Genomic DNA, 21,007 nt, shown 5'->3' on the forward strand with positions numbered 1-21,007 from the left:
GATAATCAGTGGGGGATGAAGAAAACCCCCACTGATTAAAGTTTCACTTTATATACATCTTTAGTTCTATATGATAGACATAGAATATATTTACAAATATAACATTTGATGGGTAGCAGAATAGGAAGGCCTGTTTTATACTAATATTGTGTCACCCCTTCTAAGGGATAGTGCGCAGCCGGTGATTGGCTAATGGGAACATTCTCATTTTGCCAGTGCCGGTTTTTTATTAGATAATGATGATAATAAATTTTTTGAGGGAGGGATCGTTTTGAAAAAGATAGATTTTACTTCTGTGAGAGAGCAAGTAGCTAGTTTTTATATTTATTCTATCTCTTTTCTTGGTTTAATTGCTGTTATGATTTCCTTATTTTTAATTGAAATGCCTTCCCATTTTGTATTACTTTTGTTGTTAATTATGTTTATGGGCATTACTGAGTATTTTCCGATCCGCATTTGGAGAGGTGGAATCACACTGAGCCTTACACTTATTTATATAATGAATTGGCAGTTTGGAATGTATACAACTGTTGTTTCATGTGTGGGTGTGATGTTAAGTATCCAATTGTTTCGCCGATTACCTATGCAAAGGACGGTATTTAATTGTGCGCAACTTGCCCTTAGCATTGTATTAGCAGAATGGTTTTCGAGAGGATGTTTCTCTCTTTTTATTTCTGGAATGAATCTTTCAGTTTTATATGAAAAATTCATAATCTTATTTTTATTCAGCGCATTTCTTTGTCTATTTAACAGTTTATTTTATGATCTTTTAATCATACTTCTTCCTCAGCCTTACCCACTAGAAGAGTGGCGTAAAAAGAATATGTTAGTACTCTTGAGTTTGAGTTTTTGTTTACTTTATTCTTCACTTATACATATTTTAGATTACCGATATCGTGGCGTGATAGATGAAATTATGGTACTGTTCTTCTTTTTCCCACTTGTGGCAATTTGTATCATTAGCTCATTCGTTAGACAAATACGAGTGGAAAAAGAACGATTATATAAGCTTTTTTCTATTACGACGGAATTAAGTCACGGATTATCTGCCGGAAACTTACAACAGATGAAACAATCATTGAAAGGATTTCTAGGAATACAGGCATATGTTTTATGGGCGAAAGATGAAGAGAACTGGACGCTTTTATTAAAGGATGGAAAAGTACGTCATGATATTTCTAATTATTCTGACCTGTATAAGGAGTTTGAAGAAATATCAGAAACTGTAGTTGTGACGGATTGGAAAACAGGTATGGCTCCGGGAGATGAAGTGTTTGAAAATACGATGCGTTCTCTTGTGTATTTACCTCTTAAGGTAAATCACGAATTAGTTGGAATGTTTGTGGCAGGGAAAAGTAGGAGTGCGAGTTTTATTACTGAAGATGTACAAACTTTAGCTACGTTTGCTAATCAATTAGGCAGCTTGCTTAAAACACGGACACTCGTCTCTGAACAGGAAAAAAGAACGATTTTAGAAGAGCGAAATCGAATTGCTCGTGAAATCCACGATGGAATCGCACAAGCATTGGCTGGTGTGATATTTCAGATGGAGTCAGCCCAGAAAAAGTATGCAGATGAACCAAAAGACATGCAGCAAGTGGTAGATACAAGCATAAAAAAATTAAGGAAGAGTTTGAGTGAAGTTCGTTATTCTATTTATGCTTTAAAGCCATATCCAACACAAAGATTAGGACTAAAACAAGCAATTATAAGTAAAGTCCAATCCTTAAAACAAGAATATGATTTAGCCATTACATATCATGAAAGAGGTCGTTCTCGAAAACTTAGTTTTACGAAAGAACGAGTCATTTTCGACACTTTACAGGAGAGTTTGCAGAACATTATAAAGCATGCAAGGGCAGATAAAGTTGATATTTTATTAAGTTATCAAAAGGAACATATACTTTTAAAGGTAAAGGATAACGGAATTGGTTTTTCTCTTTTTGAATCTATGATTAAAGCAAAGCATGAGCCGCATTATGGTATATTACATATGAATGAACAGGCTGAACAGCTAGGGGCCGCCCTTCAAATTGATAGTTCAAAAGGAAAAGGTACAGAAATTATATTGTTAATTCCAGATTCAGAAATGGGGGAGGAGTATCATGATTCGAATATTAGTAGTGGATGATCATACTGTTTTGCGTGATGGAATTCGAAGTATATTGGAACTCGAATCTGATATGCGAGTAGTTGGGGAGGCTGTTTCCGGTGATGAGGTAGTAAAGAAAGTAGAAGAGTGTAGGCCTGATTGTATCTTAATGGATATTAATTTACCAGGAAAAAATGGTATCGAGGCTACATCACTCGTGAAAAATCAGTATCCGAACTGCCGTGTTCTCGTATTAACGATGTATGAACATGATGAATACTTGATGTCTGCTCTTCGGGCAGGGGCAGACGGTTATTTATTGAAGGATTCATCATCCGAGCAGGTAGTGGCGGCAATCCGAATGGTATTAAAAGGAGATTCTGTGATTCATCCGCGTATGACTAAAAAGTTGATTACATATCATCAACAAACGAAATCAGAATCAAATGAAAATGAACTAACAGAGCGTGAAAAAGAAATACTATTTGAATTGGTCAAAGGTCTTAGCAATAAGGAAATTGCTGAAGCTCTATATATTAGTGACAAGACAGTTAAAATTCATGTTAATAAGATTTTCAGGAAATTAAATGTGAAAAGCCGTTCACAAGCAGTCATATATGCTGTTCGAAATCAGCTTGTTCCATTTTCTTAAATGAAAATCATTTAAAAGAACTACTCTGTACCTTATTATTTTACTCAAAATAATAAGGAGCGGAGTAGTTCTTTTGTACTATACGGTATAGAACTAATAACTAAAAAAAATATTCCTTTTTGATAATTTTCAGAAAAATTTAAATTTATTAAGATAAGAAAGTAGAGTCGTAGCCTAATAGTTTTGAAGATTTATGTTATGCAATGACTATAGATACAAATAAATTTAGATGGGGGAACTTGTATGAAGAGAGGAAAATTTGGGAGGGTTCTTACAGGAACATTAGTTGCTGGTATGCTATTGTCACAAGGTATTCCGTATAACGTATTAGCAGAAAGTCCGGCTGAACTGAAGCCAGTTGATAATGCGGAACAGGTACTAATGAATCTGTCTGCAGAACAAAGAAAAGCGTTGGAACAGCTAGATGTAAGTCCTAATTTTACGATTTCACCTGATATTGATACGAATAGTCCTAAATTAGTTAACGTTATCGTGGAATTCAATCAAGCTCCAGCAAAAATTGAAGTGATGAAACAAGCGGCGAAAGGGAAGAAAATAGCTGCTACTACTGCGCAAGCAAAAGTGGATGAAGAGCATAAAGTGTTCAAACAACATGTCGAATCTTTAAAATCGAAGAAAGATGTTGGCACTTACGATACGAAAAAAGTGGAAATCACACGCGAATATAAAAATGCAATCAACGGTGTAGCGATGACTTTACCTGGTGTGGCTGTCAAAGAGTTGATCCAATCAGGAGTAGTAAACCGTGTCTTTAAAGATTACGAGGTAAAAGTAGAACCTCCAGTAGAAACACAAAAAGAAATCCAGCCAAAAATGGCGGACAGTATTCCGCAAATTGGTGTGGACAAGCTTCATGCAGAAAACATTACAGGTAAAGGAATTAAAGTCGGCGTTCTTGATACAGGTGTTGACTATAATCATCCAGATTTAAAAGATGCTTATAAAGGCGGATATGATTTTGTAGATAACGATGCAAATCCGATGGAAACAACGTACGAGGATTGGATAAAAGCTGGTAAGCCAGAGTATCCAGGGTTAGTGTACTATACAAACCATGGTACACATGTAGCAGGAACGATTGCAGCTCAAAAGAAAAACAATGCCGATTACGCTGTAAAAGGTGTGGCACCTGATGTAGATTTATATGCTTACAGAGTCCTAGGACCATGGGGCGGAGGAAATACAGCGGGAATCCTTGCTGGGATGGATAAAGCAATTGCAGATGGTATGGATGTCATCAACATGTCGCTAGGTGCACAGACGAATGATCCGCTATATGCTACTTCTGTCGCAGTAAATAACGCGATGCTTTCAGGTGTGGCGACAGTTGTTGCCGCAGGTAACGCCGGACCGAACGAAAAAACTCTCGGCTCTCCTGGAACGGCAGCTCTTGGTATTTCAGTAGGGGCGAGTGATGTTTCTATGTCCATTCCTACATTCCATGCAAGTACAGCAAGCGAAAAGTTTGAAAATATGCAGTTATTAGGGAAAGATTTTCCTGATAAGTTAGAAGAATTGCAAGGACAATCGTTACCGATTGTATTTGCAGGACTGGGTAAGCCAGCTGATTTTACGGGGAAAGATCTTAACGGGAAAATTGCGTTGATTCAGCGCGGGGAAATTACGTTTGATGAAAAAATTAAAAATGCTAAAAAAGCTGGAGCAAAAGCAGTTATTGTGTATAACAATGCTGACGGACAAATATCTGCCTACTTAGGTGAGGGGGTAGGTCTTATTCCATCTTTCCGTCTGTCAAAAGCAGATGGCGAACGGTTAAAGGCGCTAGGTGAAGTATCTTTCAAATTTGAAACGCTGAGCAATACAAAAACGGAAGGTGATCACTTAGCTGATTTCAGCTCCCGTGGGCCGGTAAATGGGAATTATGACATTAAGCCAGACGTAGTCGCTCCGGGTGTGTCTATTTTCTCTACTGCACCGGAATATATTAACGATCCGCAGGACGGGATAAATTATGGTAATGCCTATGTACGCTTGTCTGGTACTTCTATGGCAAGCCCTCATGTAGCGGGTACAGTAGCATTGATTTTACAGGAGCATCCAGAATACACTCCTTTCGATGTGAAATCGGCTCTTATGAATACATCTGATGATTTGAATGGCAAGAATTCCGTATATGAAGTGGGTGCTGGGCGCATCGATGCGTATCAAGCCGTCCATACGGACACATCCATTAAAGTATTAGACAAAACACAAAATATCGAGAATGGCAAAGTTGTCGAAATTGACGAACAAACAGGTTCCATTGTGTTTGGCAGACATGTTAAGCAAGGTGATAAACCGATTGAAGCGAGCAAAAAGGTGGTTGTCCAGAACAATAGTAAAGACGAAAAATCCTTTAAAGTAGAAGTGGAGTATCACGGTGAGCGTACAGGCATTCAAGATGCAGTAAAGAACGGTATACAAGTTGACGTGCCGGCATCTCTTACAGTGGCAAGCGGACAATCACAGGAACTACAGCCGAAAATTACGATTCCTGCTAGCGCAGCGAAAGGTAGATACGAAGGGTATATTCATGTAACGAATGCGAACAATCCGTCTGAAACATACCAAATCCCGTTCGCTGTCATGGTGACGGAAAAGGGATTTGAATATGCGAAAACGAGCAATCCATCCGTGACGAATACGACACCTTTCTGGCAATATATGTACCCGTTTGTTCATGTCAACATGAAGTTGAATAGCCCGATGAAAACCATTGATGTGCTTGTTAAGGATAGTGCAACAGGGAAAGCTGTAGGTTTTATAGGCACAGCAGATGCCAGCAGATTATTGATAGACGTAGACACGTTTCTTATGAATGCATTTAGCGGTACTGTCTATCCATTTACCAATGATCCTTCTAAGCCGATTGGTGATCTTCCTGTAAAGCTTCCGGCAGGCGATTATCTACTGGAACTGATTGCACACGATGAGGAAGGAAAATCATATGTTATAGATAATCCGCTTATCGTGGACAATACAGCACCGGAAGTAAATATGGATAAAAAACCGGGTGTAATCGAGGTTAATGACTCCATGTTCACAGTAGAGGATGGACAAAAAGCAGTATGGCTGCATGGAACAGCCAAGGATGCGACAGTGGATCTATTGAAATCAAAAGGTTTAAACTATGATCAATCGTCCAATCAAATGGCTTACTATGCAAACACTGGAATGATAGGTGGGTACTTCCCAATCCAAGCAAATGGAGACGTAAAATTCGGCATTGAGGAAAGTGATATTGCAACGAAACCTCTAAATTTGACTTTGGCTACGTATGATATTGCAACGGCAATTGGTAAACAAAACTATGTTTTCGTAAAAGAAGGTACGGAATATACGACTTCTAGTTATGATAAGAAAGACGTAAAAGTTGGCGATACAGTTACGAGGACACTTAGTCTTAATAATGTGAAGCAGCTTGTATCCGGGGAATTCCAGATCGACTTCAGAAAAGATTTGCTCAAGTTTGAGAATGTGAAACTGAACAATGCGGCAAACGAGTACGCGAAGGAAAGAGGTTTGGAAGTATCGATGCAAGATCCTGTGGTGACAGAAGGAACTTACAATAATACGGTGAAAGTTGGCGCATCCATGAAAGGGAATACATTTAGTGGTATGGACGGAGATCTGCCTTTCCTTGATGCCACGTTCAAAGTAGTAAATGAATATTACGATATTGTTGTGGGTGATTACCAGTTTAATGTAAAACAGGCGTCTTATATGAAAGCGGGACAAACAGGTGCTACTGCCATTCCTTCTTTCGGTACGGAAAGTTTTAACGTGATTCCAACACATTCGAGAGCGTATGGTTCTATCCAGCCGGAAGGATTTTTGGATGGGAAGGAGGGCTCTCAGTATTTGAGAAAAGTAGATTATACAAAAATCGGTGCCCAAGTATATGCGATGTCTCCAAGCGGCAAAAAATATAAAGGAACGATTGATAAACAAGGAATCTACGAGATCAAAGGCATCCCAGCATCTACTGAAGCATACACAGTTGTTTTTGATGTTCCGGGACATCTCAAAGCGATGAAAAAATTCATTCCGGGGTATTTTGTAGGAGATGAGCTGCGCGGGCAAAATGTTAAAATAGGTGCTAAAAATCTTGCAGGGGACGTAAATGGTGACAGATTGATTGACATTCGCGATATGCAAAGCGTAGTTGAGGTATACGGCAAGGAGGATGCATCTATCGTGCCGCAAGACATCAATCAAGATGGTGTTGTGAACGAGACAGATGTCCGCTTCATTGAGAAAAACTTCTTGCAAAAAGAAGTCGGCGTTCCAGAAGTGGTTAAGCCAAAAGAAACAATCGGTAAAAAAGGACTGGCAGATTTCTTACGTCAGATTGGTCTAGAACCGAAGAAGTAAATAAAGTGTCTTAGGAGCGGCTGTTGATAAAAGAAGGGGAAATATCAATAGTCGCTCTTAAATAAAACAAAACGTTCTTTATTAAGAATCTAGTGGCTATCTTAGAGGTAAAATTAACAGACATTAAATAAGGAAACAAGTTATTTGATTTTACCTTATATGAACTTATTGGCTTTTAAATATTATAAAAATAGGGGGGCATTAAAATGAGTCTTAAGAAAAAACTTGGTATGGGTGTTGCATCTGCAGCTCTTGGTTTATCTTTAATTGGAGGCGGAACGTTTGCGTACTTTAGTGATAAAGAAGTATCAGAAAACACGTTTGCGGCTGGTACGTTAGATTTGAGCATTGATCCACAAGTTATCATCGATGTTGACAAAATCAAACCAGGTGATCAAATAGAACGCGATTTCCACTTAATCAACAGCGGTACTTTGAAAATTAAGGACGTTCATCTTCTTACTGATTACACTGTAACAGATGTAAAAGGCGATAATGGAAATGCTGATTTCGGTGATCATGTTAAAGTGGAGTTTTTATGGAATATAGACAAAAACACAGTTCCTGTATGGGAAACTACGTTGTCTGAATTAAAACAAGCAACTGCTGATGGCAACCTTCCTGATCTTGTCCAAAAAGGTGTCGTAAATTGGGAAGGAAATGGACTTGCTCCGGGCAAGGATGACAGTTTCTATGTGAAATTTATATTTGAAGATAATGGGGAAGATCAAAACGTATTCCAAGGAGATACATTGAAATTAAATTGGACATTCGATGCGTCTCAGACAAAAGGTAAAGAAAAATAAGTTCAAATGGTATTCATTATATTTATGTACCAATGGAATCGTTAAATAAAAACGCAATATAAAGAGAGGCAGCCATTCGAAGGATGACCTCTCTTTATATTGTGAATTGATGATACATTAGCTGAATTTAAGCTAGCATTTCCGCATTTCGACTTTGAATAACATCATTATAATGCATGAGTAAATTATTGAAAATTTCATCCCAGCTTTGTGTAGTAGCGTAGGAGTGAGCATCTAGGCTCATTTGTTTCCGGATTTCTTTATTATTTAACAAGCCATAAATAGAAGATAAAAATGAGTCTTCATTTTTGGATTCGCATAGAACGCCCGTTTTTTCATCTGTAATAATATTTTTAACTCCGCCACTATTTGCACCAATAACAGGTGTACCACATGCAAGTGATTCCAGTACGACGTTCCCAAATGTTTCAGTAGCAGATGGAAATACCATTAGATCGGAAGAAGCATAGGCTTCAGCTAAATCTTCACCTTGTAAATATCCAGTAAAGGTTACATTTGTTTTCGGAACAGCTTCACGCAAATTTGTTGCTAGAGGACCATCTCCTGCGATGAGCCAATGAATGTCGTTTCGAGCATGCGCTGTTTTAACGATAATGTTTTGTAACGTATCAATATCTTTTTCAGGAGCAATCCGTCCAACGTAGGAAAGAATATACTTCGCTGTAATATTATATTTTTTTCGGAATAGGTCTGTATTATAAGATGGATGAAAGAGTGTACAATCTACACCACGTCCCCATATATAAAGAGATTGAAAGCCTTTATTTTTTAATTGATGTAATGTTTCAGGGGATGGAACGAAATTTTTGTGCATATGACTATGAAACCATTTTAAATAGTTCCAAAGCATATTGGAGAGGAATTCGATTTTGTAATAACGTAAATAAGCATCAAAATCAGTATGATAAGAACCGACAACTGGAATGTTTAACTTTTTTGCGTAATATAACCCACAAAGCCCCATGTTGAAAGGTGTGGCAATGTGAATCATATCAGGTTTAAAAGCAAGAAGTTCCCGTTTAATGCGTGGAGTAGGAAAAGAAAAGCGACATTCTGGATATAATATTGTTAACGGGATACTTCTCATCTTATTCACATTAGCCACGAAATTATCTTCAGCCGTATGCTGAGGGGCGAAAACAGAATAGGCGATTTTTTCTTTTTGAAAGTAACGTGTTAATCGTTCTAATGTTTTCGCAACCCCGTTGACTTGTGGTGTAAAAGTATCGGTAAAAATGGCGACTCTCATCATATCACTCCTTTATGTGAAAAGTGGGATGAATTGATAAAAAGAGATGATGCCAGAGCAAGTGCCGAGGCACATACCGACGAATACATCAGACGGATAGTGTAGCCCTAAATAAATGCGAGAAATACCAACGCATAACGCTAACGGCAATAGAAAAACAAGTAAGCTTGGATTATAGCAAATAAATGGAATGAAGACAGAGAAAACGGCTGTTGTATGACCAGACGGGAAAGAGTGGTCTTTTAATGGATGGACCGGATATTTCGCATCTTGAATTGTTAAATATGGACGCTTTCGGGGATACCATCTTTTTAATATTTGCACAGGGATATGGCTAATTGCTAACGAAATAGCAATTGCGATTGCGGCTTGATGCAAAGTTCCCTTTGCGAAAATTAAAAAGAACAGTGTGAGTGCGATTGAGAAAGTAGCACCACCGATATGAGTAATATTGCTGAAAAAGATATTTAATGTTTTTTGATCAAAGTATCGGTTAATACCTTTGAAAATGTAACATTCGATTTTATATAATCCACTGACCTTCATGAAAATTCTCCTCCCTCATCTACATATATATGGAGATATTTGCTTTTATTTTAATAAGATTTTGTTGAGGGAGTAATAATGTTTTGTAAAGAAACAGTTAGATTTTATAAAAAAAGCTGCCAGTATTATGGCAGCGGTAAAATCACTTTTGTAGTGATTTATAATATTGACCTTTTTCAACGTATTGTGTGCGAATGCGTTCCATGTCTTTACGGTCTTCTTCTGTTAACTCACGAACGACTTTCGCTGGACGACCGAAAGCTAATGTGTTTGGTGGGATTTTCTTTCCTTGTGAAACGAGGCTTCCAGCACCGATAAAGGCTCCTTCGCCAATTTCAGCACCATCCAATATAATAGAGCCCATTCCAATTAAAGCATCCTTTTTTATATGGCAGCTATGTAAAATAACTTGATGCCCAACTGTCACATCATCTTCTAAAATAAGAGGATACTCTGGGCTTTGGTGGAGTGTACATTGATCTTGTACATTTACTCTATCTCCAATTATTGTTGGTGATACGTCACCTCGGATGACTGTATTAAACCAAATACTTGCTTCCTCGCCAATTGTCACATCACCTGTAATGGTTACGTAGTCAGCGATAAAAGCACTACTCGAAATTTTCGGATTTTTTTCTTTGTAAGGATATATCATGTAAAGCCTTCCTTTCCTAGAGACTAGTTTTAGTGTATCAAATTATGAAAAAGAGTGAAATGGAGGAGGTCCGTATGTGGAATTATGAAGCAGAGGAAGCGAAAGCTGTAGTCGTTATTGTGCACGGCGCTATGGAGTATCATGGACGTTACGAAGCAGTCGCGGAAATGTGGAATCATATCGGCTATCATGTCGTGATGGGGGACCTTCCGTCACATGGAACGACTTCAAGAAATAGAGGACATATTGATTCGTTTGATGAATACATAGAGGAAGTTAAAGCATGGGTGAAAGAAGCAAGAAAGTATCGGTTACCTATTTTTCTATTCGGTCATAGTATGGGCGGCCTTATCGTCATTCGTATGATGCAAGAAACGAAGAGAGAGGATATAGATGGTATTGTTTTAAGTTCGCCATGTTTAGGCGTATTAGCTGCACCTGCTGCTCCACTTCGAGCTGCGTCAAAAATATTAAATATCGTTGCCCCAAAATTGCAATTTTCAACGAATCTTACAGTGGAAATGTCAACACGTAACCATGAAGTGAGAGATGCGATGGAGAATGATTCATTGTTCTTGCGCAAAGTGTCAGTACGTTGGTATAGTGAATTAATTAAGTCTATTGAAATTGCTCATAAAAAAATAGGTGATTTTCCAGACGTTCCACTCTTGCTAATGCAAGCATGTGAGGATAAACTTGTAGATAAAACACGTGTCCGCACTTGGTTTGATAATGTTAAAATAAGTGATAAGGCATATAAAGAATGGCCGAATTGTTATCATGAGTTATTAAACGAGTATGAGCGTGATGAAATTTTGAATTATATTCAGGCATTTACTGAAATACGTATCAATAACATAATAGAAACAAATAAGTAAATTATTTGTACATTGAATAGAGGAGATGAAGGAAGAAGTGAACGTACCGAGTAATCCCATAACGCTCATGGCGAAAGTATACCGTGATGTGTTTCCGGTTGTACACCATGAGCTAGCGATGTGGAAAGAGCGTGCCTACCATATTCCGAATGATGAGCTTCATAGTCAGGCAATCGCAAGTATTGAGCATAAAACGTTTCATTGCGAAGGCGGTGGCATTTTAGCGTTATTAGCCAATGAACACCGAGAGGAATGTATTCGTTTTATCGTCGCATATCAAACGATTAGTGACTACTTAGATAATTTATGTGATCGCAGTACATCACTTGATCCAAATGATTTTGCCGCACTACATGAATCGATGTTAATGGCATTATCACCTGAAGTAGAAGGTGGCGGTAATTATTATCGCTATCGTGATGATCAAGATGATGGTGGTTATTTAGATGAACTTGTTGAAACATGCCAAGATGTTTTAAAGAAAACGAAGCATTATGACAAAATTGCTCCTGTTCTTCATGAACTTGCTTGTTATTATTGTGATTTGCAAATTCATAAACACGTGAAGTTAGAAGAAAGAGAACCGCGCTTAAAAACATGGTTTGAAGCGCATCAAGAAAACTTACCTGAGATGAGTTGGTTTGAATTTTCAGCATGTGCTGGTTCTACGCTTGGAATCTTCTGCCTTGTAGCATATGCATTTCATGATGAATTACATGATGAAGATATTGCGAAAATTAGACAAGGGTACTTCCCTTACGTGCAAGGACTTCACATTTTACTTGATTATTTCATCGATCAAGAAGAAGACCGCGCCGGCGGGGATTTGAATTTCTGTAGTTATTATGAAAACGAGCAAGCTATATTAGATCGTATGAAACATTTTGTAGAAGAAGCAGAGAAGAGCATTGGTGATCTGCCTCATGCGAAGTTTCATCGTCTCATAAGCCGAGGGTTACTTGGTATTTATTTATCGGATCAGAAAGTATCAGCACAAAAGAATATGCACAAAATGGCACGGCGCATTGTAAAATACGGAGGGCTTACTTCACGATTCTTCTACTGGAACGGGAAGTTGTACCGAAAGAAAATGGCGCAGTGATGAAGAAAACCACTCTTATAGAGTGGTTTTTGTTATAATATGGTAAAGGGGTGTTGAAAATGAAGCGATTGTTTCAAAAGCTATATGACCATATTGAAGTAACATTACTCGTGCTACTTTCCATTTCATTTGTGACTGGAATGTATATGATGATGAATAAAGCCGGCGGTCCTACAACGATGGATTATGTAGCTCAAGTTATTATTGCATTGATTATTATAGTAGATATTGTCTTTTTAATAAGTGGTAGAAAAAAAGAAAATAGTAAATAAAAAGCATTTGTACATGGGAGTACAAATGCTTTTTATTATGATCGTATTTTTGAAAATACATATATAAGAAGTTCAACCGCAAAAAGAACTAAAACAGATAGTCCGAATAAAGGCATGACAGCGCCTAGTATAACCATCATGATAAAGAAAACGATTATGCTTTTCTTATCTCTTTGCTTTGGAGGTGCGGCTAACTTTCCTTTCGGCTTTCTTGCTAACCACATTTTTATTCCGTAATAAATGAGAAGTAATAAAGATAATGTCGTTAGTAAGCATACTATTTTATTTGACCATCCGAATAAATGCCCTTCATGAAGCGGGATACCGTAAGTGAACCATTGTGCAAATAAGCCATAATCACGATAATCCGTTTTTGAAATGAGTTTTCCGCTATATTGATCAAAATAAGCTGTTATTTCTTCATTTGGTGCGACATGCATACCCGTAATACCAGAACCGCTTGATTTTGAAACAGTGAATACACCTTTCGGATCAGCTGGTAGTGAGATAACATATGGCTTTTTTATTTCAATTCCTTTTTGTAATTCATCGACAGAAATTGCTTTTGGTTCATTTGAATTCGATTCAGGAGGAGCTTCCTTTCTTGTTGCCCACGGTAATTCTTTTACCTTCGATTCAGGCGGTGCCATATACAACTTTGGATATCCAATTGATTCATTCGACGCTGCGATTTTATAAATTTGGTTCCCCATAAATCCTGACCATGGCAATCCAGATGCGACTAGCAGAACGAGAGGAATTGTAAATATAATACCGATAATAGAATGACGTCGTTTTGCTTTTTCTCGCTTATTGGATGCCGGTGTGTTTTTGAATTGGCGTATACTCATGTACAACCCAGTCGCAATTAAGAAGATTGTCCAACATGCCGCAAGTTCTACAATATAGTTAACGACAGTGCCACCAACTAAAAGAGAACTATGTAATTCCCTCATTATATTGGCAAATGTTTCACTTGCGTTTTGATCCCCAACAATTTGATTATTGCTATCTAAATACACATACTTTTGTTGTCCGGTATACTCATTTGCAATGGTAAGTCTCGTATTATAATCCCCATTAAACTCACTAATTTTCGCCACACTATAATGTGGATATTTTTTCTCTGTTAAGGAAATAGAATCAGTCATCGAAATAGATTCTGTTTGGGCGCTCTTCCCAAAATATAAATCTTTATAGATGAAATCTTCAACTTCTTCCCGAAATAAATACCCAATTCCGCTCAGTGACAACGTAATAAGAAGCGGCGTAATAAAAAGCCCAGCATAAAAATGCCAACGCCAAAAAATGTAATGAAGCGAACGATTTGCTTTCATACTTTCAGTTCCCCTAACCTTCCCTATATGAATAACTACTTATTTAATATAGCGAGATTAAGTGTGATTACTTTGAAAGAATTGTGAAGAAAGTTAAAAGTTTTTAAGGGTTTCAACATTTATAAATGTTTCTTCTTATTTGATAAATATATTTCAACAACCGCTTTCGCAAGACATTGAGCAGAATCAACAAAATCCTCACTCGCCACAACATTCAAATCGGTACATGCGATAATTGCGGTATCTACCTCATCTTGCAATTGTAAAACGAGCGCATTCCACAATTCGCGAGCTTCTTTAATTTTTCCAGATTTAGTACAAGTAATAATTTGATTAATCATTTCCTGCCATTTTTCATGATGAATGTATTCTATATTGCGCTTTGCAATCCCATCTTGGTAAATCCCAGCTTGAACAGTTGCTTCTGTTGCGAGAAGAGCGACTCTTTTTGTATTTTCAGGAATTGCTTGTAACGTTTCATCGACTATATTTAAAATCGGGATAGAAAGCGAACGCTGTAATTCTTCAAAATAAAGATGCGCCGTATTACACGGCATAGCGATAAATTCTACACCAGTACTTTCAAGTTTTTGTGCTCCTTCAATAATCGCTTTTTTCATCGCCTCGTGATCAATAGGGCGATCCATGTAAAACGGTGTTGGGCACGAATAGATCATCATATGAGGAAAGTCCACATCATGCTTTGCTCCATATATTGTTTGGCACTTTGCTACAACTGTATCGACGAATGGTCCAGTGGATTTTGGCCCCATTCCTGCTAGTATTCCAATCATTGTTTCGTCTCCTTTAATATGTAATTAAAAACGTTTTTTGCGAACGATAAAAAGAAATAAGGTAAATAATAAAAATGAATATACGATAGCCCAAGCTGTGAGCCATAGCGTGTGAGTCAGTATATTATATTTGTATTGTCCAAGCATTAGAAAGCTTTCGACAGGTGGAAAAACCCATAGTAATTCTTTTTTAAATCGGATAGATGCGATTGTTATAAGCAATATGGATGTAAGGCTAAGCCAAGCAGTGCTGGCTTTTTGAATTATATTTCTTGTAAATAATGTTGCGATTGAAATTCCTAGTATAGAGAAAGACATGTGAGAGAGAAATCCGACTAGAAATAAAGAAACTGTCATTTTTTCATTAAACATTTGCAAAATAATTGGATAGATTACGGATATAAAAGATAACACAGTACAAATGAGAAGAGCCGTAATATATTTACCAACATAGAGTGTGGAAATATTATTTGTGTGAGAAATAGTAATTTGCTCTTGTACAGGGTCTTCAGTATGAAAAATTGTAAGTGTAATCCAGGCAGATAATAAATAAAGTGCGAGTGCTGTTTCTAAATATGTCGGTACAATAGGAGTCGGTTTATATGTATATACAAAAAGCAAGCTCACAAAGTACATCGCAATAGGAGGGACATACTTATACGATTTTGTATAGTCGAGAAAATGGTAACGAATAAGCGCAAACATAATAAACCTTCTTTCGATTTAAAAATTAGGTTGTAGCAATGTGATAGATGCTTTTTTATGTAATAAAAACTGAAGTATGTCATTTGTATATTCTTTTTCGATTTGTAATTGAATAAGGTTTTGATTTGAATTGTGTGCAACGTGTATAAAACCGGATTGTTTTTGTAGTTCTATCGCTGAAAATGTGTCGTGAACGATTGCCTCAATATAGACTTGTTCTGCCCCTTTTTGTACAAAAGTATCTGCTGTGATTGTATGGTTTGCTAACGTCACAATTCTATCGGCGAAGTTTTCTAGTAGTTGTTTTTCATGACATGTGAAGAGTATAGATATGCCTTGTTGTTTTAATGAGAGTAAAATATGTTCTAATTCTTGCTGAGAGTTAGGATCGAGCCCAGAAAGAGGTTCATCTAGAATTAATAAATGGACGTCCGTAAGCAATGCTTGCATAATGCCTGTTTTTTGTTTCATACCTTTTGAAAAGTTTCGTACAACGGAATGCCTTGCATGATGTAAATGAAAAGATTCAAGAAGCATCGGAATTTTATCTTTTAAATATGTTGTTGATAAACCGTGAATCTGGCCCAGATGATGTAGATAATCCTCTAATGTAAAACGAATCCCTTCAGGAAAATGTTCAGGTACATAGCCAATTTGTATATGTTCTTTTCTTTGAAGTGCCCCTGCCGTAGGTGAAATAAATCCTGCAATTATTTTGAGTAGAGTACTTTTTCCAGTCCCGTTCCCGCCAATAATAGCGAGTGCTTCTCCTTCTGGAATGGATAAATCAATGTTGTCTAGTATAAGTGATTTGCCATACTTCTTTTGAATTCCCCTTAGTTCTACTAGCAAAGTTCTATCCTTCTTTCTTTAAATAGTGTATATATCCATTATATAGGAGAATAACAAAAAGACGTACAATGAGTGCACGTCTGTTTTTGTTAAGTTGTGTCGAATCGTCGATATATTACCCCGCATTAATGGGCAGTAAAACTCCCACTTTAAAATTTGGCTGGAGCAAAGATGTTAGGTGGGAGATAAACTGACCATAAATGCCCGATTGGTTCAACTAATAATCAGTGGGGAATGCTCCCACTGATTAAAGTTTCACTTTATCGTTTCTCAATCGCCACAATAAATGGCGGGTTATTTTGTTGGTTAATGAAGCCGTATCGCAGTACGTGTGCTTGTTTTTGATCTAGTTCTTCGGCAAATGTAAGTACAGCGTCGCGTTCTACTTGTCCTTCTGGGTGTCCGTGGTAAATGACAAGGACGATGATACCTTCAGGTGCCATTACTTCTAATAATTGTTCGATCGCTGAGATTGTTGAGTTCGGTTTTGTAACGATATGCTTGTCTCCGCCTGGAAGGTAACCTAAGTTGAAAATTGCGCCTGTTACTTTTCCTTTTGCATCTTCTGGTAATACGGATAGAAGTGTATCGTGACTATCGTGAACTAAAACAGTACGTTCGAAAAGTTCTTTTTCTTTTAGGCGGATGGTAGAACTTTCGATAGCTTCTTTTTGAATATCAAATCCAAATACTCTTCCGTTATCTCCAACGATTTCAGCTAGGAAGCAAGTGTCGTGACCATTTCCAAGTGTTGCATCTACAGCATAATCGCCTTCTGTTACTGCCGTTTGCAACAGTGAGCGAGCAAACGGTAATACACGTTCTAATTTCATTTTTGTTTCTCCTCATTTGCATATTTTCCTTGCCAGCTTCCGCGGCGCACAAATTCTGCATCGATGGAATTTAATACTTCCCATTTATTTAAGCTCCACATTGGACCAATCATTAAATCAGGTGGACCGTCACCTGTGATGCGGTGCACAATTACGTCTTCTGGAATCATTTCAAGTTGGTCAACAACGAGACTTACGTAATCCTCAAGAGAAAGGAACTCGAGTTGTCCTTTTTCATATTGCTTCACCATTGGCGTTCCTTTTAATAAATGAAGTAAATGAATTTTAATTCCTTGTACGTCAAGCTTCGCTACTTCACGAGCTGTTTCCATCATCATGTCGTAATTTTCAAGTGGAAGACCGTTAATAATATGAGAGCAAACTCTAATACCATGCTTGCGTAATTTATTTACACCTTCCACATAAGACGGATAATCGTGAGCGCGATTAATAAGGTTTGCAGTTCGTTCATGAACAGTTTGTAATCCGAGTTCAACCCAAAGGTACGTGCGTTTATTTAAGTCCGCTAAATATTCAACGACATCGTCCGGTAAACAATCAGGACGAGTTGCGATAGAAAGACCGACAACGTCTTTTTCTGCTAGAAGCGGTTCGAATTTTTCTTTTAACACTTCAAGTGGTGCGTGTGTATTTGTGTAAGCTTGGAAATAAGCGATACATTTTCCATCTTTCCACTTTGAGCGCATTTTTTCTTTCATTTCATGATATTGCGTTATAACATCATCGCGGCGATCGCCAGCGAAGTCACCAGATCCAGCGGCACTGCAAAATGTACAACCGCCATAAGCAACTGTACCGTCACGGTTCGGACAATCGAAGCCAGCGTCTAATGATACTTTAAAGATTTTTTCACCAAATTCATTTCGTAAATGGTAATTCCATGTGTGATAACGTTTATTGTCGTTTGTATATGGAAAAGGGTTTTGAACCTTCATTATTTTCCCTCCTAAGCCGAGTCAAAATGAAACAAAATACATTATAACATACTCATAAGGTTCAGATGGAAGGGACACACTAAAGGGGAATTAAAGCAAGGAGGGACAATTATGGCAGAGCGTCAATCACTTGAATCGTATATTACACAAGCGGAACAAGCGGTGGAATATGCGAAAGAACAATTAGACCAAGGTATGAGACAAGAGCATTACAATACGATGGAGTATTCAGATGCACAGTTACAATTAGAGCAAGCATATAACGATTTACAAACGATGCAACAACATGCGAATGATGAGCAACGTGAGCAGTTAAATAGAGCACGTATGGCAATTCGCCAATTGCAACATCAAATGATTATTACACCGCACTAATAAGGAGTGAATGTAATGGCGAAACGTTCAGATCAAAATAACCCAGAGCAAAAAACACAAAACGGGCATAACGCTGAGTTTTCGAATGAACTTGATCCAGTTGTTCAAGTGAAACAGCGTAACAGTAAAAAGGGACAACCTCAAAGATCGAAGCAATCAGAGTAGACCAGGTCGCAATATGACCTGGTTTTATTTTATTATATTACAATAACGTAAGATTCCTGTAAGGTTTGTCGATAGTTGTGAGCCACTTTCTCCAGTAGAGTAAGGAAGGATTAAATTTTATACAAGGAGTTGCTTTATGGGGAACAATATTACAAACAAACGAATTGATGAGTTAGATTACATTCGTGGCTTCGCATTACTGGGGATTATTTTAGTAAATATTCTTGCACTACTTAACATTAAAATTCCAGATCCTAATACAGTGGATGCTAGCTATCAAAGGTTTTTATACTTATTTGTAGAAGGTCGTTTCTTCTCAATCTTCTCATTCTTATTTGGAGTGGGATTCTATATCTTTATCTCTAGGGCAATTGCAAAGGGTAAAAATGGGTATGTTTTATTTTTACGCCGCATAGTGGCATTATTTATTTTTGGCTACATTCATCAAATGTTTCAACCTGGAGAGGCATTAGCGTTATATGCGATTTGCGGGTTAATCGTTTTACCGTTTTATAAAGCGAAAAAAGAAGTGAATCTAGTACTAGGGCTTATTTTGACAATTACCTTCAGTGTAATGGGTGCTAAAGAATTTTTACCGCTAGGTCTAATTTTATTAGGGCTTGCTGCAGGACAGTATAAAGTGTTTGAAAATCTTTCAGCGAAAATAAAGCAAGTCGCTATTTTTACAGCTATTATGTTTGTTTTAAGTGTGGCAGCTGTATGGTATCAATATGGGCATGTTCCTGCTGAACCATTTATAAATATGATACTTGAGAGTGAGGATGGAACTTTGAATGCTGCAAGCCAATTCTTAAAAATTGGCGTTACAGTTGGACCAATCATTTCAGCCTTCTATGTAGGAGCATTAATTTTATTGCTTCAACTAAAACCAGTTCAAACAGTATTAGCACCACTGAAATACTACGGTCGTATGGCGTTAACAAATTATATTGGACAAACTGCAATGATTTTAATCGCAGGAAGTGTATTTAACTTTGCAGAAAACTTAACTTACATGCAGACGTTATATGTGTGTATTGCAATTTACGTAATTCAAATTGTATTTAGCGTAATTTGGATGAAGATCTTTAAAATGGGTCCACTAGAATGGATTTGGCGTGTTATTACGTATTGGATGGTAACACCTTTAAAGAAATAAAGTGAAACTTTAATCAGTGGGGGTTTTCTTCATCCCCCACTGATTATTAGCCTTCACCAATCGGACTTTTATGGGCAGTTGATCCCCCACCTAACTTTTTTGCTTTCGCTGAATTTTGAGGTGGGGGTCTTACTGCCCATTAAAGTGGGATAAAGAGAGAAGTGGGCTGTTCCTTTTGTGGAACAGCCCATTTTTTATTGTTATCTTTTTCGGTAAGTCGATATTACTTGTCGAAGCGTTAATGAAATTTCATTTATCAACGAACCTTACACACTTATCTTTTTTATATTACAAAAGTGTAAGGTAAATGTAATGTTAACAAATAGCAGTTCATCTCCAAAAGGCGCAAAATAGGTAATGGAAAAACAAGCGTAGGAGGATATATATGACGAAACCAGTTGTAGACGTAAAAAACGTTCAAAAAGTGTACGGTAAAAAAGGTGAGAACCAATCACACGCGTTAAAAGGTGTTTCATTCTCAATTCAAGAGGGTGAGTTTGTAGGAATTATGGGACCATCTGGTTCTGGTAAAACGACATTATTAAATGTAATTTCCACGCTTGATAAAGCAACGGGCGGCGTTGTTGAAATTGCGGGTACGGATATTACAAAAATGAAGCAAGGTGAGCTTTCTGATTTCCGTTCACAAAAATTAGGATTCATCTTCCAAGATTTTAACTTGTTAGAAAACCTATCTATTTATGAAAACATCGCACTTCCACTATCTCTTCAAGGTGTTCCATCACGTAATATTGGACCAAAAGTCGAGAAGGTAGCGGGTATGTTAGGAATTACAGAAATCCTTCAAAAGTATCCATCTGAAGTATCTGGTGGACAAAAGCAACGTTCGGCAGCAGCACGCGCATTAGTGCATGAGCCAGCAATTATTTTAGGGGACGAGCCAACAGGAGCGCTTGATTCTAAAAATGCAACGAGTTTACTTGATGCAATGACAAACTTAAATAAAGATCAAGGTGTATCTATTATGATGGTTACACATGATCCGTACAGTGCAAGTTACTGTCAACGTATTTTATTCATTCAAGATGGTGAGCTATATAAAGAAATTCACCGCGGTGGTACGCGTGAAGAGTTCTATAAAGAAATTTTAGATGTACTTGCAGATTTAGGTACACAAAAAGCGTAAGAAAGGAGGTTCTAGT

Annotated in this window: 20 protein-coding genes; 11 read left to right on the top strand and 9 right to left on the bottom strand. The window is 37.5% G+C overall.

Translation table 11 applies throughout. The features are described from left to right. Window positions 1-271 precede the first annotated feature (271 nt). The 4 genes from BAQ48_RS10180 to BAQ48_RS10195 all read left to right on the top strand — a co-directional run bounded on the left by BAQ48_RS10180 (window position 272) and on the right by BAQ48_RS10195 (window position 7,945). Entirely contained in the window at window positions 272-2,131 is a 1,860-nt protein-coding gene (locus tag BAQ48_RS10180) for a GAF domain-containing sensor histidine kinase (RefSeq protein WP_071710984.1), read from the top strand. Beyond that, window positions 2,106-2,744, top strand: a complete 639-nt coding sequence (locus BAQ48_RS10185; RefSeq protein ID WP_071710985.1) for a response regulator — start codon at window positions 2,106-2,108, stop codon at window positions 2,742-2,744. The genes BAQ48_RS10180 and BAQ48_RS10185 overlap by 26 nt, the downstream gene beginning before the upstream one ends. 243 nt (window positions 2,745-2,987) lie before the next feature. Next, the gene (locus BAQ48_RS10190; protein ID WP_071710986.1) at window positions 2,988-7,139 is read left to right on the top strand and encodes a S8 family serine peptidase; all 4,152 of its coding nucleotides are present in this window, start codon (window positions 2,988-2,990) and stop codon (window positions 7,137-7,139) included. A 206-nt stretch (window positions 7,140-7,345) separates the two neighbouring features. Then, window positions 7,346-7,945, top strand: coding sequence for a TasA family protein (locus BAQ48_RS10195; protein ID WP_071710987.1), 600 nt, complete (start codon window positions 7,346-7,348; stop codon window positions 7,943-7,945). 127 nt (window positions 7,946-8,072) lie between these two features. Here BAQ48_RS10195 and BAQ48_RS10200 read toward each other — a convergent pair whose 3' ends face one another. The 3 genes from BAQ48_RS10200 to BAQ48_RS10210 form a co-directional block, all read right to left on the bottom strand. After that, on the bottom strand, window positions 8,073-9,215 hold the full coding sequence (locus tag BAQ48_RS10200; RefSeq protein WP_071710988.1) for a glycosyltransferase family 4 protein: 1,143 nt from the start codon (window positions 9,213-9,215) through the stop codon (window positions 8,073-8,075). 12 nt (window positions 9,216-9,227) lie between these two features. Continuing rightward, entirely contained in the window at window positions 9,228-9,761 is a 534-nt protein-coding gene (locus BAQ48_RS10205) for a phosphatase PAP2 family protein (RefSeq protein ID WP_071710989.1), read from the bottom strand. Window positions 9,762-9,903: 142 nt separating this feature from the next. Further along, window positions 9,904-10,416 carry a gamma carbonic anhydrase gene (locus BAQ48_RS10210; RefSeq protein WP_071710990.1) on the bottom strand — a complete coding sequence of 171 codons (513 nt, stop codon included), beginning with the start codon at window positions 10,414-10,416 and terminating at the stop codon, window positions 9,904-9,906. A 74-nt stretch (window positions 10,417-10,490) separates the two neighbouring features. Between BAQ48_RS10210 and BAQ48_RS10215 the strand changes: the two genes are divergently transcribed. From BAQ48_RS10215 to BAQ48_RS10225, 3 genes are read left to right on the top strand one after another with little or no spacing between them, the layout of a single operon-like run. Continuing rightward, the gene (locus BAQ48_RS10215) at window positions 10,491-11,294 is read left to right on the top strand and encodes an alpha/beta hydrolase (RefSeq protein WP_071710991.1); all 804 of its coding nucleotides are present in this window, start codon (window positions 10,491-10,493) and stop codon (window positions 11,292-11,294) included. Between the two features lie 37 nt (window positions 11,295-11,331). After that, on the top strand, window positions 11,332-12,396 hold the full coding sequence (locus tag BAQ48_RS10220) for a tetraprenyl-beta-curcumene synthase family protein (protein WP_071710992.1): 1,065 nt from the start codon (window positions 11,332-11,334) through the stop codon (window positions 12,394-12,396). Window positions 12,397-12,455: 59 nt separating this feature from the next. Beyond that, complete coding sequence (locus BAQ48_RS10225) at window positions 12,456-12,668, top strand: hypothetical protein (protein ID WP_071710993.1); 213 nt, start codon at window positions 12,456-12,458, stop codon at window positions 12,666-12,668. Window positions 12,669-12,703: 35 nt separating this feature from the next. Here BAQ48_RS10225 and BAQ48_RS10230 read toward each other — a convergent pair whose 3' ends face one another. From BAQ48_RS10230 to mnmL, 6 genes are all read right to left on the bottom strand, one after another. Next, the gene (locus BAQ48_RS10230; RefSeq protein ID WP_071710994.1) at window positions 12,704-14,005 is read right to left on the bottom strand and encodes a PepSY-associated TM helix domain-containing protein; all 1,302 of its coding nucleotides are present in this window, start codon (window positions 14,003-14,005) and stop codon (window positions 12,704-12,706) included. Between the two features lie 119 nt (window positions 14,006-14,124). Further along, entirely contained in the window at window positions 14,125-14,799 is a 675-nt protein-coding gene (locus tag BAQ48_RS10240) for an aspartate/glutamate racemase family protein (RefSeq protein WP_071710995.1), read from the bottom strand. A gap of 24 nt (window positions 14,800-14,823) precedes the next feature. Next, a complete protein-coding gene (locus BAQ48_RS10245) occupies window positions 14,824-15,504 on the bottom strand; it encodes an ABC transporter permease (RefSeq protein WP_071710996.1) in 681 nt (226 codons plus the stop codon). 18 nt (window positions 15,505-15,522) lie between these two features. Continuing rightward, window positions 15,523-16,356: an ABC transporter ATP-binding protein gene (locus BAQ48_RS10250; protein WP_071710997.1), complete on the bottom strand. Its 834-nt coding sequence runs from the start codon at window positions 16,354-16,356 to the stop codon at window positions 15,523-15,525. 260 nt (window positions 16,357-16,616) lie between these two features. Beyond that, a complete protein-coding gene (gene mnmM / locus BAQ48_RS10255; protein ID WP_071710998.1) occupies window positions 16,617-17,189 on the bottom strand; it encodes a tRNA 5-(aminomethyl)-2-thiouridylate-methyltransferase MnmM in 573 nt (190 codons plus the stop codon). Then, window positions 17,186-18,145 (bottom strand): tRNA modification radical SAM protein MnmL/YtqA, encoded by a 960-nt coding sequence (gene mnmL / locus BAQ48_RS10260; RefSeq protein WP_071710999.1) that lies wholly within the window; start codon window positions 18,143-18,145, stop codon window positions 17,186-17,188. Before mnmL ends, mnmM begins: the two co-directional genes overlap by 4 nt. A 111-nt stretch (window positions 18,146-18,256) precedes the next feature. On the opposite strand from mnmL, the gene BAQ48_RS10265 reads away from it, so the two are divergent. The 4 genes from BAQ48_RS10265 to BAQ48_RS10280 all read left to right on the top strand — a co-directional run bounded on the left by BAQ48_RS10265 (window position 18,257) and on the right by BAQ48_RS10280 (window position 20,991). After that, window positions 18,257-18,520, top strand: coding sequence for a YtzC family protein (locus BAQ48_RS10265; protein ID WP_000840869.1), 264 nt, complete (start codon window positions 18,257-18,259; stop codon window positions 18,518-18,520). Between the two features lie 15 nt (window positions 18,521-18,535). Then, the gene (locus BAQ48_RS10270; protein WP_001129345.1) at window positions 18,536-18,685 is read left to right on the top strand and encodes a hypothetical protein; all 150 of its coding nucleotides are present in this window, start codon (window positions 18,536-18,538) and stop codon (window positions 18,683-18,685) included. A 136-nt stretch (window positions 18,686-18,821) separates the two neighbouring features. After that, window positions 18,822-19,844, top strand: a complete 1,023-nt coding sequence (locus BAQ48_RS10275; protein ID WP_071711000.1) for a DUF418 domain-containing protein — start codon at window positions 18,822-18,824, stop codon at window positions 19,842-19,844. Between the two features lie 385 nt (window positions 19,845-20,229). Then, entirely contained in the window at window positions 20,230-20,991 is a 762-nt protein-coding gene (locus tag BAQ48_RS10280; RefSeq protein WP_071711001.1) for an ABC transporter ATP-binding protein, read from the top strand. Window positions 20,992-21,007: the final 16 nt, after the last annotated feature.

Origin of the sequence: Bacillus luti (genome assembly GCF_001884105.1) — a bacterium.
In the GTDB taxonomy this organism is placed as follows: Bacteria; Bacillota; Bacilli; order Bacillales; family Bacillaceae_G; genus Bacillus_A; species Bacillus_A luti.

Coding starts and splice junctions, on each gene's coding strand:
- BAQ48_RS10185 (WP_071710985.1), top strand. CDS start 2,106: ATGATTCGAATATTAGTAGTGGATGATCATACTGTTTTGCGTGATGGA.
- BAQ48_RS10190 (WP_071710986.1), top strand. CDS start 2,988: ATGAAGAGAGGAAAATTTGGGAGGGTTCTTACAGGAACATTAGTTGCT.
- BAQ48_RS10195 (WP_071710987.1), top strand. CDS start 7,346: ATGAGTCTTAAGAAAAAACTTGGTATGGGTGTTGCATCTGCAGCTCTT.
- BAQ48_RS10200 (WP_071710988.1), bottom strand. CDS start 9,215: ATGAGAGTCGCCATTTTTACCGATACTTTTACACCACAAGTCAACGGG.
- BAQ48_RS10205 (WP_071710989.1), bottom strand. CDS start 9,761: ATGAAGGTCAGTGGATTATATAAAATCGAATGTTACATTTTCAAAGGT.
- BAQ48_RS10210 (WP_071710990.1), bottom strand. CDS start 10,416: ATGATATATCCTTACAAAGAAAAAAATCCGAAAATTTCGAGTAGTGCT.
- BAQ48_RS10215 (WP_071710991.1), top strand. CDS start 10,491: ATGTGGAATTATGAAGCAGAGGAAGCGAAAGCTGTAGTCGTTATTGTG.
- BAQ48_RS10225 (WP_071710993.1), top strand. CDS start 12,456: ATGAAGCGATTGTTTCAAAAGCTATATGACCATATTGAAGTAACATTA.
- BAQ48_RS10230 (WP_071710994.1), bottom strand. CDS start 14,005: ATGAAAGCAAATCGTTCGCTTCATTACATTTTTTGGCGTTGGCATTTT.
- BAQ48_RS10240 (WP_071710995.1), bottom strand. CDS start 14,799: ATGATTGGAATACTAGCAGGAATGGGGCCAAAATCCACTGGACCATTC.
- BAQ48_RS10245 (WP_071710996.1), bottom strand. CDS start 15,504: ATGTTTGCGCTTATTCGTTACCATTTTCTCGACTATACAAAATCGTAT.
- mnmM (WP_071710998.1), bottom strand. CDS start 17,189: ATGAAATTAGAACGTGTATTACCGTTTGCTCGCTCACTGTTGCAAACG.
- mnmL (WP_071710999.1), bottom strand. CDS start 18,145: ATGAAGGTTCAAAACCCTTTTCCATATACAAACGACAATAAACGTTAT.
- BAQ48_RS10265 (WP_000840869.1), top strand. CDS start 18,257: ATGGCAGAGCGTCAATCACTTGAATCGTATATTACACAAGCGGAACAA.
- BAQ48_RS10270 (WP_001129345.1), top strand. CDS start 18,536: ATGGCGAAACGTTCAGATCAAAATAACCCAGAGCAAAAAACACAAAAC.
- BAQ48_RS10275 (WP_071711000.1), top strand. CDS start 18,822: ATGGGGAACAATATTACAAACAAACGAATTGATGAGTTAGATTACATT.
- BAQ48_RS10280 (WP_071711001.1), top strand. CDS start 20,230: ATGACGAAACCAGTTGTAGACGTAAAAAACGTTCAAAAAGTGTACGGT.